Here is a 13133-nt window from a genome sequence, read left to right on the forward strand (position 1 = left end):
CGGTGCAAGGATTGAGCACTCAGCAAGACTGTTGTCGACATGGCAGGGCAACCGGCTAGGCTTCGTAGTGAAGCGCAGGCACCGGGGCCATTTCAAGATCCTCGGCGGCGATACCGCCATGGGTCCGCAGGTGCTCACGCATGCGCCGGTATTCGACCATCACCACGGGATCGTCAGTGGCGTCGGAGTCACCGCCGAGACCGTTCAGCTTTGACTCCATGCGGTCAAGTACCGTCGAATCCCAGGCGAAATGGTCGATGTCGATGAAGCCGGGGCGGCCGCGTGCGTCGACGTAGGTCAACTGATAGTTCGTGACTCGGTCGTGGCCATACGCGAGGCAGTGCATCCCGCCCTCGTCGAATCGGAGCGTGGCTTTCGCGGCACAGACCTTTCGGTCCCAACCATGGCGAATACCGGCGGTGACGTTTGCGCGGAAGGGATACTGCTGCCATAGCGTCGGCGTCGGCGTCATCGGCAGCAACTCGCCCGCGGACGCCAGTCGATCGCGCATCCTCCCCGGGACGAAGCGATAGCCGGCCTCGTCGCAATCGGCGAGGAAATCGTGCAGCCTGCCCGGATAGGCGTGAAACTCGTCCATGTCGGCGTACAACACCCAGTCCTGCAGGCGGCAATGGGCATCGACCAGCGCGCGATAGCGTTCGAGCTTGAGTCGGGTATTGAACTCGCCAGTTCTGAGCAGAGGTCTGATTCCAAAGCGCGCCATGGACTCGATCATGGAGTCGGCGCGAGGATCCGACGGCCCGGCATGCAGGACGAGCAGGAACTCATCCACACCCAGGCGCACATAGTGATCAAGGAAATGGCCCAGCAGATGGGTACACGAAGACACACCTATGGGGCTCGCGAGAAAGACCCTGGGTTTCATGGCGTGGCTCGAAGGCGCGCCGCGACAATACCGATCTCACGCAAGGTACTGCGCACGGCGTTCTTGCGGAAAGCCACGAGGTGCAGCAGGAGCAGGGGCAGATACATTGGGTCGCAGGCCACCAGCGTCAGCAACAGCAGCACCGGAATCCATTCGTCATAGTAGTCACTGAGATACAGGATCAGTGATTCCTGCAGAGACAAGGGCAAGGAGCGGCGCCAGGAAATCTTGATCACGAGGATCGTCAATCCGAGAAAGATCGGGTAGATCAGAGTCACCGCAGGCGCCACGCTGTAGACGCTTGCGCAGAAGTAGACAAAGCCCCCGATCTCGAGCGGAACAATGTACTTGCGGGTCAAACGCTCCGCGCGGGACTTGCCGACGCTCAGCACCCAGGTCCGGGTCTCGCTGGCGATATCGTTGGCGCTGTCTTCAATCTGGTGCAGGATGATGTTGCGCAGGCCCAGGGGGGCCTGCCAGACAACCAGCGCTGTCAGCAGATGGGCGATGTCCCCGCGCGGCAGATCCCCGATGCTGGCAAAGGTCATCGCCGCCAGCAGCGCGGGGACCACATAGGCGTAGGTGGCGTCCGTCGCGAGTCCAAGGAACCCGCGCTCCTTGAATCGAAATGGAGGAACGGCGTAGAGAAAGAAGAGCATCAGTTCAGCGCCCAGAAGTATCCCGGCCAGACCACTGAACGGCAGCACGGTTGCCCAGGGAAGCAGCGCGGCGAGCAGCAGGATCAGCGCCGCAAGCACGATCGCCATGGGCGATGCTCCCTCGGTGCTGTTGGACTTGCCGGCCGCGCGGTCTGAAGTTTGATCCGCCAGATCGTTGATGAGATAGGCCAGACCTGCGATGCCGCCGACCGTCAGCATGGACGCGAGCACTGCAACCAAGGCCTTCAGGGCCGGCGTCCCGCTCAGGGCCAGAACGCAATAGGGTCCGGCCATCAGCAGCGGGCCCTTGTAGGCCCAGGTGCGATGAACTCTCAGCCGACGGAAGATGGAGATCAGGTGCATTCGGTCGTCGGCAGTGTGACATCAGTCGCCCAAGCATACCTGCCTGGATTCCTCCGCCAGCCCCACGCTCGGCGCCTGAATCATGGGCTTGTTGCCGGACCGACTGTCGCATGCATCTCAGATCATCGGATTCCATTCGCCCGCTTCGGCGATGAAGCGGCGCACGTCATCCGCAGCGGGGAATCTTCCCAGGTCATGGTCCTCAGACAGTTCAACGGGGAAAATCGGCTGTCCGTCCACGCTTGCGGGCGGAGGCAGGATGGGGCTGCGCCGTGGCCTGAGATTCATGGCCTCGGGCTCATCCAGGAGTCGTCCGAACAAGGCCAGAAATGCGTCGATCATCTGTTCGTTCCGCACCGAAGCCTTGCAGGCGACGGCGTGCGCTGCTGCTGCCAGACGGCGATGGCCCTCGGGTTTGCTGACGAGTTCCCGGATCTGAGCCATCAGGACGTCAAGATTCCCGTCGGCCGCCAATATTCCGCTGCTTCCGTGTTCGATCAGCAGACCGGCGGTCGGAACCGCTCCGATCCACAGAGGCACGCAACCATTGCCCATGGCCTCAAACCACGGTGAGCGCAGGTCATCACACCAATGACCGGCGAGTACGAAATCGCTGCTGCGGCACTGGACCAGCCACTCCTGGCGGTTACCATCGACGAGCAGCTCCACGCCGCCAGCGCGCAGGTCCGATCGGCATCCCGGCGGCGGGTCGACGACGACAATCCGGGAGTCGGCGACGCCCCGGCTCAGGTCCATGGCCACACGCAACAATTCGGCGCCGCCCAGGGATGCGTCGCCCAGGGCAAGCACCAGGATCTTCGGCCCGGTCCCCGATGACGGGCGCTCGCACCAGATAGCGGGAAAATCCAGGCCGTGATGAATCACCGCCAGTCGGCTCTCGATCCCCGGCACTTGTCGGCGCAGGTGTCGAGACATCGGATAGCTGGTCACCACGGCCGCGTCCCAATAGCCGCCAAGCCTTTGTGCATGTTCGGAATAGGGCGGCGTGCTGTCATGCACCGTGCCAACGACCTTCACTCGATCCGAGAGCGCCGGGATGATGCAGGCGTGGCGCCAATCGTAGTTGGGAATGTAGATGCAGGGGGCGGCCGATTCCAGTGTTCGGACCATCGCGCCCCAGCGTGCGCCCCAGTTGTCCTCGCCCGCTATCGCGAGAGACTCGAAAGGTATGTCCGTGGGTCGATGCAGTCTGGGTGCGTCGATTTGCACCAACTCAGTCGCTTCTTCGGTCAGCAGAATTCGCGCATCAAGCCCAACCTTGCGCAGGCCGCGTACCAGATCCTCCGCCCATCGATTGACGCCGTTGCTGGTCCACGCGGGTGTTGCCACGAAGACTGGCAGGCCGTCGAGCTTGCGAGCCGATGCACCCGCGGTCAGGCGCCGGTCGGGCCTGAACCCGATGGACTCACGGTCACGGGCCATGGCCGCGACATGCAGGACGTACTCCTCCGCGTCCTTCAAGGACGGAAATGCCCCCAGCCCGGGTTCATGGTGCACCAGGTCAAGGGGAAGCAGCCCAATTCCATCGATCTCTCTCGGGGGAGGTGAGAGTGCTCCGCGCGGTCTGCTATAGCGCCCGGCTCGGACCTCTTCCCAGGCGTCAGCGAAAGCACGCCTATAGGCCTTGACCATGTCCTCGATCCTGAAGCCGCCGTTTCGCACTGCGGCGTGAGCCCGGATCGACATGCGCTCGCGGCGCTCAGGCGATTCCCAGAGGACTCTCAGACGTTCGGCAAAAGCCACCGAATCACCGACCGGGACCATGAAGCCGTTGTCGCCATCGCCGATCAACTCGGGAATGCCGCTCTCCATCCGACTGACCACCGGGACACAGCCGTGTCCCATGGCCTCGATCAAGGCGTTTGGCATTCCCTCGAATTGCGAAGGCAGCACATACACGTCGTGCTGTTCGAGCAGGGTCGCCACGGCGTCCGGAGATGCCAGCCCCAGGAATCGGATCGCACCTCGATCGACCAGGCTGGCACAGGCCTCGCGTAGAGCAGCCTCGTCAGGGCCAGCCCCGGCGATGCTGAGCACCACAGGAACTCCCAGATCCAAGGTGCTCTGGACGATTCGGGGCAGATCCAGCACACGCTTCTGATGCTGCTTCAGCACGCCATGGTAGATCAGGCGCAATGAGCTGCCCGACCGGGCACGGGCCGGGCGTGTCGCAGGTATGCGGACGCCGATCGGAATTGTGATGATTCGATCGGCAATCTCCGGGCACAGGCGCGCGGTACGGCTGGCGATGGCCGAACTGACGGCAACAATGACATTCCAGTAGCGCCCCAGACGGCGCACGTGATCGTAGTGCAGAGGATCGTCACTGTGCACGACGCCCACGACGACGACCCTGTCAGATAGCTGCGGGCAGATGCAGGAATGGCGCCAGTCCGAGTTCGGGATGTAGACACAAGGCGCGGCCTCCTCCAGAACCCGCAACATGGCGCTCCAATGCGGCCCCCATCCCTGCGTGTACCCGACCGGCAGCTGAGCGAACGGTATGTCCGCAGGTCGCGGCAATTCTGCCTCGACGATCGTGATCAGCCGAGTTGCCTGTTCAGTCAGCAGGATTCTCGCCGGGACAGCCGATTGCATCAGGCCACGCACGAGATTGGTCGAAAAGACATTCACGCCGTTCACGGTCCAGGTGGTTGCCGCCACCAACACCTGAAAGTCCGAAGGGGCCGACAACAGCCTGCGCAATGCTCGCGAGAACCCGGGCGACAGCAGCGTGCCGCCGAATCCGAGCAGGCGACGACGCAATTCAGCCAGTGGCAGTGTCGCTTGCAACAAGACCAGCGACCATGCCCATGGATGCATCATGGCAATGTCCAGCGCGAGCGCCACCGGCAGACAGAGTGTGCAGATGCTTGATCGTGCGAGCGAGCAAAGGCGTGCATCTGCATCCGGGGTGCGCTCGCACACCGACTTGCGCCCGAATATGAACAAACGCAGGGCTTGCAGCGCCACGACCATCGCAACCAGGCTCGCGGCGATGACGGCCGAAGGCAGCAGCAGAATCAGCAGTAGTGTGAGTGCTACCAGCTCGACCCACAGCGATCGTGAGCGTAGCCGCTGCTGTGCGTGCGTGGCCCAGCGCGCGACGTCGCGATACCCGTCAGGCTTCGGGCCCCGCCGTGAAGGGTGCCCGATCCACGTGCGCCCGTGCTCCAGGACAACCATCAGGGCAAGCGTGGCCAGCGCGTAAATGGCGGTCTGCCACCAGCTGGCGCCGCGATCGTAGTGGATGAATCCTGTGCAGATCGCCGTTGAAAGTGGCAGCAGTCGGAGCAAGAGCCCACGCATGGCCCGAGCCGATGTCCAGAAGATCGTCGCAAGCGAAGGCTTCCTCATCGGGCCACTGCCCGACCCGCCTGCACTGACTGGTAGACCGCGACCGCATCCTGAGCCAGCCTGACGGCGTCGTGTGACCGCTGGATGGTCGCCCTCGCCTCGCGACCGAGGCGCAGGCGCAGTTCGGCATCCTCGATCAGGCGCTCGACGCAGGCAACAAATGCCGAAGCCTGGCCCACTGCCGCCAGCAGACCGTTGACGCCGTTCTGGATGATCTCCGGCATTCCACCCTGATCGGCGGCAACGACAGCGCGTCCCGCAGCCATGGCTTCCAGGCAAGAATACGGGCAGTTCTCCCAGAGACTGGGCAGCAGCACGATGTCAGCCGTTCGTACCAGCTCTCGCAGCTCCGCCATCTCCAGCTTGCCGAGAAAATGTATCGAGCCCTTCAGCTTCAGTCTGCCGAGTTCCGGCAGCAAGTCCTTGCTGACGTGGCCAAACAGGTCGTCACCGGCCAGCACCAGATTCACGCAATGTCGTTCGAGCAGCGCGCTCGCGATCGCGGTCATCAGGTGTATGCCCTTGCGCTGCTCCATACGTCCGGCAAACACAATGGTCAGTGTCTGCCGCGGGAGTCCATGACGGGCGTGGACATCCGTCCACTCGACCTCGCGATCCGTCCAATCCAGATCGAGACCGTTGCTGATCACCTGGCTGGGGCGCGTAACACCCAGAGATCGGCGGGTCGCATCTGCCAGGAATTGCGAGCAGGAGGTCAGCGTCGTGGCGGCCCGCATGGCGAGCTTTTCGATGATCGAGCACAGAAAGGTATCGGCGGCTGAAACATCGTAGTACGGCATGATCAAGGCCGAGGGCGAGTGCAGACGAACGACGGTAGGCAGGTCCAGCCAGCGGTTGATCAGCGCTCCTTCGGCGCCACACTCGGGCATTTCGAGAACGTCGAACCGGTGCCGACGGAGCAGGGTACGGAGCCCCTGAAACATGCTCCATGCGTTCTGCAAGCGCTGCTGTGTCCACCACCAGCGCGGCTTGCCGGCCAGGGCCAGCACGCGCATGACCGGTCCATCGGCCCAGAATCGGTGTACCTGCACGCCCCCCTGATCCTCGAAACGAAGCGCCGTGGGCACGCGGGCTCCGGCCAGCACGTGTACCTCGTGTCCCAGCGTGACGAGCGCCCGCGCGTGGTGCCAGGTGTAAGTGCCGATCCCGCCGAAGCCGGTCTCGGGTGGATACTCGAATGACAGCAGCGCGATCTTCATGTCTTGGCGCCGACCTTGTCGCGCTGCTCCCGATGCCTGCGGACGGTGCAGCGTACCTGCTGATGAAAACCGATCTCCGAAGTCGCAACATTGTATTCGCGGCGGGCCCGGTCCAGAGCCTGGGAACCGAGGCGTTGGCACAGATGCTCGTTCGCTGCCAATCGCTGCAGCGCTTCGGCCAGCGCGGCTGCATCCCGTTGCGACACCAGGATGCCGTGAACACCATCGTCGATGACCTCGGCTATCGAACCCGCATTGGTGGCAACGATGGCGCAACCGCCCGCCATGGCCTCCAGCAGCGCCGTCGGGATTCCGTCCTTGTCGCCGCTGGGCAGGTCGACAAATGGTGCCACGAAGACATCGGCTTCAGCGAGTTCTCGTCGAATCTCATGATTTCCCCGTTGGCCGGCAAAGATCACGGCGCTGTCAGTACCCAGCTTGTCAGCCAGTTCGCGCAGTGTATGTGCATAGCTCAGTGCTTGCGGTGATTGGCCGTCGGCGGCACCGATGATCCGGGCCTCGATGGCAAGGCCCTGATCCAGCAGCAGACGGACCGCTGCCATCAGATACTCGATACCCTTCTTCGGGTCGATTCGGCATACGCAGATCAATCGCAAGGGCTCGTCGCGGTTTCGTTGGCGGCGCACTCTGGGCAGGAATCCTGCTGTGTCGATGGCGTTTGGCTTGACCACCAGGCCCGACAGTGGAGCTCCATGAATCCCCTCGAGTTCCGCAGCGATGCGCCGGGAGGTCGCCACCACCACATCGCACTCCTTCAGGTGCAGACCCACGGCTTTCAGAGGGTAATCGTCGAGCATGTGATCTGCGTAGCAGCTGATACCTCTGGGAATACCCAGCAGCCGTGAAGCCACCCAGGCGAAAAGCGTCTGCTCGTAGAAGAAGTAGCTGTGCAGATAGTCAGTCCGCCACGCCCGAACCGCCCGGGCGAAGGAAAAGGCGTGCAGGAAATGTTCGTTGGTTTCAATGACCTCAGGGCGCAGTCCGGTGGCCTGCGCCAGATCCCGAATCAGGGCATCCACCAGCTCGGGTCGCTCACGTCGAAAACGGACCAGATCCCGGGCTCCGGTGCAGGCGTGCAGGATGATCCGTCTCTTGAGCCTCCACAAAGGCGCGCAGGCCTGGGCGAGTTCTGAACGCGGCGCCAGATTTGCATACAGGAATCTGACAGCAAATCCGGCACGCGCCAGAGCCAGAACCTCCTGATGCACGAAAGTCTGCGAGTAGATGGGGAATGACCAACAGGCACTGGCCAGGACTCGAGCCTGTCCAGACGCCTGGCCGAATCTCCCGATCCACGCATCCAGACGCAACCACAGGATGTTGAGCTCGTGGGCGGCGATCAATAGCGCAGGTTGAAGTTTGCGGATCACCTCACGCACGAATGCCCCTGCGCCAGCGGCGCGCGTAGATGCGGTCATAAGGAATCTGCGGATCCGCCGGGCAATGTTGCTCGAAGCCCCCGAGTTCTGCCACCAATCGGTGACCCTTGCCATGATCGTCAAAGACACGGCGCAGCAGCATGCGGAGCACGTGCGGAAAGACCGATAGTCCGAGGGCGAGCGATCTTGTCCGCAGTCCCCAGCGGCAAGCCTTGAGGTGGTCTCCAGACCAGAACGCCACGCCCGCGAGATGCAGCGCAAACTGACCCTGCGCTCTTTGCAGCGCGCCCTTCGAAATCGCCGGCTGTCGGGACGCGATCGTGCCCACGACCTCCTTGAATGATCGCCACATCGCCTCGCCGTCGGTGGACATGCTGTTCGCACAGCGCCGGTAGCCGACCAGCAGCGCCGGTACCGCGGCCACGGCGTGATGCTCTGCTATCCGAAGTGCAAGGTCCCAGTCCTCGCAGCCCTGACAACCCATGGCGCGCAGCTCGGTCCGATAGCCGCCCAGCTGCAGGACGATGGCTCGGCGGAACAGCGGTACGCTGGCGCTGCCGGTCATGTTGATCTCGACCAGACGCGGCAGGATGTGGCCTTCGACCCGCCAGCGTGGCGATCGATCCAGCACCCGGTTCTCCGCGTCCATCCAGACCCACCAGCAGTAGACCAGGCCGGTGTCCGGACCGGCCTCCAGGAGACGAGACACCTGGCGCGCAATCTTCGTTGGGTCCCAGATGTCATCGGCATCCAATGGCGCCAGAAATTCGCCGCTGGCAGCGGCGATTGCAGCGTTGCGTGCGGCCGCGACGCCCAGATTCGCTTGCCGAATCAGACGCAGGCGGCGATCAGTACGCGCGAGTGCAGCAACTACATCGGCGGTCGAGTCATCTGAGCCATCGTCCACGACGATGACTTCGAGATTGCGGTAGGTCTGAGCCAATGCCGACCGACAGGACTCGCCAATGAAACGCTCGGCATTGAATGCCGCGATAATCACCGAGACCAGCGGCGCGCCGGCCCCTCCGATCTCCGCGAAACGCACTGGTTCAGCGCTCGTCATCCGCGATCACTCCGCCTTTTCCCGCCGTTGCTCGTCGTCGTCGACCATGAACGGCGCAGATTGTCGGCGGAGCCGCGCATCCGAAACAGCAGGCGGCGGGCCAGCCACAGCACAGAGGTAGAAGGCGTGCTCAGCGCCTGCCGGAGCAGAGTGCGTCGCTGTTCGGGACTGCGCTGGCGCCACCATTCCCAGAGCGGCGTATGCAGGCGTTTCAGTGCGTCGGCCATGGATGAATAGCGCGCCGGCGCTGAAGCACTGAGCTGGCAGAACTCCTCGGCACTGATCGAACCGAGAATTGCCGGATAGGTCAGGGCCCGCCAGCCGGACTGGATCACCTGATCGAGCAGGTCAACGCAGGAGGCTGCGGATCCGGCTTCGACGGCCGCCCGCGTGGCCGCCCTCAGGGCCGAGGACTCCACGAAGACGGCGGGAGCCAGTGCGGCGTCCCGACCCAGATGCGGTCGCAATGGATCGGGCGGCAAGTGAATTCGACCTCCGGTAGGGCCAACGCTGATCCATGCACCCATCACCCCCAGTCTCGGAAGCCGCGCGAATGCCGAGGACCCGACCGCAAGGAAATCGCGATCGAGTTGCAGGCGTGCGTCGACAAATGCCACCGCCGCCAGGGATTCTCGGGCATCCAGCAAGGTCCTTGCCGCCAGCAGCTCGGGTGCGCTCACGGCCGCTCTGGGCGCGCACATGACTTCCAGACCTTCGGCCCGCAGCATTGCCAGATCCTCATCCGATGGAGCATGGCAAAGGACGATGACCGCGATCGGTGCCCGCGACTGCGCTTTGAGAGACGCCAGAAAGGCCTTGAGCGGGGCTTTCCCACCTCTGAATGTCACCACCACGCCGAGTTCCGCATCTGTCGCCTCGTCCGCGCAAGTCTGCATGGCTGTAGCAGCGGTGCGACCCGCGGTTGAGTCGTCAGCCTCAGTGGCCGGAACCTCGCACCTCGGCGCAGGGTTGCGCAGGAGCGAACGCTTCAGCTGCAGATGACGCTCGACCACCCGGTGGTTGTCGCAGGTGCGAATCACCGCAGCATGTGCGGCGGCTCCCATGCGTTCGCGCTCCTCGGCGCTGCATCGGAGCGCCCGCGTGAGCGCCTCGGCCAGACCCTGGGATGACCCGTCAGATGCAATCCAACCAGAGACCCCGTCCGTAATCAGTTCCCTCATTCCGCCATTGGGCGATGCAACGACGGGCAAGCCACTGGCCATGGACTCGATGCAGCTGTAGGGAAAGTTCTCCCAGCGCGAAGGCACGATCGCGGCGCTCGCACCGGCGAGCAGCAGAGAAACACCAGCAGCATCGCGGCTACCGTGAAAGTGCAAGCGACTGCGCACCTGCGGCGACAGGCGACGGCGAACGGCATCTCCCACGGTGGGTCCGCCGTCGACCGCCAACGGCGTGTCGCCACCGACGAACTCGACCCACAGATCCGGGTAGTCGGGGGCGATGGCCGCAACAGCATCCGCCAATTCGAGCACGCCCTTGCGCGGTTCCAGTCGGCCCGCATGGAAGATTGACCTGCCGGCCCAGACTGCAGCATCCCTGCGCAGGCGAGGCGCGTTACCCAGCGGATAGGGGATGACCGCAATTTTCGCGGGATCGATCCCGTAGCGAGTGACGGTCTGCGCGGACATGAATTGGCTTGGCGCGATCAGGGCGTCAGCCGCGAGAATTGAAAAGGCCTCGGCACTCACGGCCGGTGCGTAATCCAGAACCGCCCGGTCCCAGGTGTTGGCGGCGAAGATCTGCTCCGTCGAGGAATGCAGGTGCACCACACACGGTGGGCACCGCGTCGGACCCAAGCCCAACTGGCGCCGCAGCTGAAGGTAGTAGAGCGGCGCCTCCCATTCCTGAGCCTCGATGACATCGATCCCTTCCTGCTCGATCAGCGCTTCCGCCAGCAGCGCGGCTTGCCAGGAAAAGGCCTGCGCCGGATAGGTCGACGCAATCATTCCGCTCGCCACGCGCGGATCAGAACCCGCCTGGCGTGGCGAAAAGTGCGAGGCAACTTGATCAAATGCAACGCGATGGACGATCAGACGGCCGGGAATGAGCTCCTCGCAGGCCTTGGGCGAACCTGCCCAGCGGTGAGCGATCACATGCACCGATTCCCCGGCCTCGGCCAGAAGATTGGCCATGTGCCGGACATAGGTACCAATACCTCCCGGTGGATAGGCGGCAGGCGGGTACTCGCGGCAGATGAACAGATGTTTCAGGTGGACCTCGTCAATGATCGAATGCCGGCTGATGGTGTCCATGCGCCGAATCTGTCGCGCAGTGGAACCTGAGATCGATGTGCCAAGCGCCGTTACAAGATCTTCTGCGCGTGCAGCAAGTCGGCGATCTGCTCGGCGGCCGACAAGTGCGCTATCTCGTTCGGGTGCATGTCCCCGTCCGGATGAACTATCAAGCTCTGCCAATCATGTTGGCTGAGCAGCAGTTCTCCGACATCCAGCCACGGAACTCCAGAGCCACGCAGCCCCGGCGCTATCGTGTCAATCAGGGCCCGCCATGGCCCGGCATCCAGCGGGTGGGGCCTGAAGGCGAAGGCCACCAGTTTGGCGTCGATGCGCTGGGCGATGTCGCGCATCTGCAGGACCTGTTGCAGGCTTTCCCGGAAATCCGCCGGCGGCTTCTGCATTTCGTGACGATAGCTCTGGGTCAGGCCGAAAATATTGAAGAAATACTCGTACTTGTTCGGAGTATGAAAATAGCCATTGTTGACGTCGCTGCGCCAGGAGCTGTCGTCATTAGAGACCATGGCCAACACGACGACGTCCGGACGATATTCCGGACCGATGATTTCCAGCAGCGCTCGTTCCTGCGTCGTGGAATAACCGCTGACGCCGCAATTGATCACTTCGTATCGGATCTCCGGAGACTCTGAGAGATCCTTGTTGAGGGTTCTTTCCAGCTGGGCTGAGAAGGTGTCACGCTCGTGTACACCCACGCCCAGCGCAAAAGAGTCACCCAGCACCAGAATCCGGCGAACATTGGCTGGCTTTTCCACAGGATAATCTGGTCCGCGGCAGCCGTGATCGTTGAATCTATAACTGACCGCATACTCGGGTGGTGGCGTGCGGACCACACTTTGGCCAGAATCCAGCTGGTGAATGACGACGGTCTTGATCTCTACCGCAGGGATGGCATCGCCCAGGTCAAATGTCATTCTGGCCTCGTCATCCGTTGCAGTTGCCCGGAAAATCCGGCTGTACTCTTCCCATTCAGTACCAATGTCGATTTGTTCGTACCAGCCAAGATTATCCCAGGGCGGATGCGCCTGACTGACGCCATAGGAAAATGGGCGGACATTGTCCGCGCGTGCCTTGAAAGACAACTGATAGCGCACACCTCGCTTCAGTGCCAAGCCGTCATAGGTGAGTTGAACATGCCAGGTGGTCGGAACTTCAGCTCGATCGATCTCGACACGCACGACATCATGGAACTCTGATTCCGGAAGCAACAGGCGCGCGGCGCTGCCTGGGTGATTGCTGCCGAGGCGCCATTGGGTGGATCGCGGATCGCTTGTTTCGAAATATCCCCGGGGATTGGACAGATAGATGGTCCTGGCAACGCTGTTGGGCGGGTATGACTCTTCCAGTACGGGGTGGGGGCGCGTGCCGCCCTCCCAGCGTACGATATTGGCTTTCACGGTCCTATGAGGCCCGATGACTCCGAGTACTCCTTCAATCGCCACCAGGCCGGTCGCGCCGACAAACGCCGATACCAGCAACCCAGTCCCGATTCTGCGCCCCAGAAGTTGGCCAACAGCAGCGACCAGAAGACCCAGATAGCCGTAAATGACTGAAATCTGAAGCAGCCTTGCCGGAAAAGGGTCGGAGCTGACAAGCAAGTGCGAGATGAAGTTGCCGCAGGCAATCACGCCGAGCACGGCCAGCGCAAGAAAGCGCCGATTTGAGTTCAGCGGAATCAGAAACAACAGACCGCTTGATCCAGCCACCAGAACCCCAATGAGACGGTTTTCGAATGTGCCTGTCTGAACAAACACCAACCACTGCAGCAGTGCCATCAACATCAGCCAGATCATGGCGAAGGTGCGCGCCGGTGACGACGCTTGCCCTGCGTCGGGTGAATTGCGGTTGTGTTTGACGCTTTGGCTGGTCATCTTTCGTGTCTCGATAGGGTCCG

General features: G+C 62.7%; 8 protein-coding genes. All 8 read right to left on the bottom strand.

The annotated features are described in order from the left end of the window. Positions 1-55 precede the first annotated feature (55 nt). The 8 genes from H7A19_12285 to H7A19_12320 all read right to left on the bottom strand — a co-directional run bounded on the left by H7A19_12285 (position 56) and on the right by H7A19_12320 (position 13110). A complete protein-coding gene (locus H7A19_12285; protein MCP5475606.1) occupies positions 56-886 on the bottom strand; it encodes a glycosyltransferase family 2 protein in 831 nt (276 codons plus the stop codon). Next, positions 883-1908 carry a UbiA family prenyltransferase gene (locus H7A19_12290; GenBank protein MCP5475607.1) on the bottom strand — a complete coding sequence of 342 codons (1026 nt, stop codon included), beginning with the start codon at positions 1906-1908 and terminating at the stop codon, positions 883-885. The genes H7A19_12285 and H7A19_12290 overlap by 4 nt, the downstream gene beginning before the upstream one ends. Before the next feature lie 117 nt (positions 1909-2025). Further along, positions 2026-5238, bottom strand: a complete 3213-nt coding sequence (locus H7A19_12295; protein MCP5475608.1) for a glycosyltransferase — start codon at positions 5236-5238, stop codon at positions 2026-2028. A gap of 44 nt (positions 5239-5282) precedes the next feature. Continuing rightward, positions 5283-6506: a glycosyltransferase family 4 protein gene (locus H7A19_12300; GenBank protein MCP5475609.1), complete on the bottom strand. Its 1224-nt coding sequence runs from the start codon at positions 6504-6506 to the stop codon at positions 5283-5285. Further along, positions 6503-7945, bottom strand: coding sequence for a glycosyltransferase family 4 protein (locus H7A19_12305; protein ID MCP5475610.1), 1443 nt, complete (start codon positions 7943-7945; stop codon positions 6503-6505). Before H7A19_12305 ends, H7A19_12300 begins: the two co-directional genes overlap by 4 nt. Continuing rightward, the gene (locus H7A19_12310; GenBank protein MCP5475611.1) at positions 7899-8969 is read right to left on the bottom strand and encodes a glycosyltransferase family 2 protein; all 1071 of its coding nucleotides are present in this window, start codon (positions 8967-8969) and stop codon (positions 7899-7901) included. Before H7A19_12310 ends, H7A19_12305 begins: the two co-directional genes overlap by 47 nt. Next, the gene (locus H7A19_12315) at positions 8966-11242 is read right to left on the bottom strand and encodes a glycosyltransferase family 4 protein (GenBank protein MCP5475612.1); all 2277 of its coding nucleotides are present in this window, start codon (positions 11240-11242) and stop codon (positions 8966-8968) included. The genes H7A19_12310 and H7A19_12315 overlap by 4 nt, the downstream gene beginning before the upstream one ends. 50 nt (positions 11243-11292) lie before the next feature. Further along, positions 11293-13110, bottom strand: coding sequence for a carbohydrate binding domain-containing protein (locus H7A19_12320; protein MCP5475613.1), 1818 nt, complete (start codon positions 13108-13110; stop codon positions 11293-11295). Between the last annotated feature and the right edge of the window lie 23 nt (positions 13111-13133).

This window comes from Rhodanobacteraceae bacterium (genome assembly GCA_024234055.1).
GTDB lineage: Bacteria > Pseudomonadota > Gammaproteobacteria > Xanthomonadales > SZUA-5 > JADKFD01.

Bases quoted from the DNA above. Each gene is read 5' to 3' on its own strand.
- H7A19_12285 (MCP5475606.1), bottom strand. From the start codon at position 886: ATGAAACCCAGGGTCTTTCTCGCGAGCCCCATAGGTGTGTCTTCGTGT.
- H7A19_12290 (MCP5475607.1), bottom strand. From the start codon at position 1,908: ATGCACCTGATCTCCATCTTCCGTCGGCTGAGAGTTCATCGCACCTGG.
- H7A19_12295 (MCP5475608.1), bottom strand. From the start codon at position 5,238: ATGCGTGGGCTCTTGCTCCGACTGCTGCCACTTTCAACGGCGATCTGC.
- H7A19_12300 (MCP5475609.1), bottom strand. From the start codon at position 6,506: ATGAAGATCGCGCTGCTGTCATTCGAGTATCCACCCGAGACCGGCTTC.
- H7A19_12305 (MCP5475610.1), bottom strand. From the start codon at position 7,945: ATGACCGCATCTACGCGCGCCGCTGGCGCAGGGGCATTCGTGCGTGAG.
- H7A19_12310 (MCP5475611.1), bottom strand. From the start codon at position 8,969: ATGACGAGCGCTGAACCAGTGCGTTTCGCGGAGATCGGAGGGGCCGGC.
- H7A19_12315 (MCP5475612.1), bottom strand. From the start codon at position 11,242: ATGGACACCATCAGCCGGCATTCGATCATTGACGAGGTCCACCTGAAA.
- H7A19_12320 (MCP5475613.1), bottom strand. From the start codon at position 13,110: ATGACCAGCCAAAGCGTCAAACACAACCGCAATTCACCCGACGCAGGG.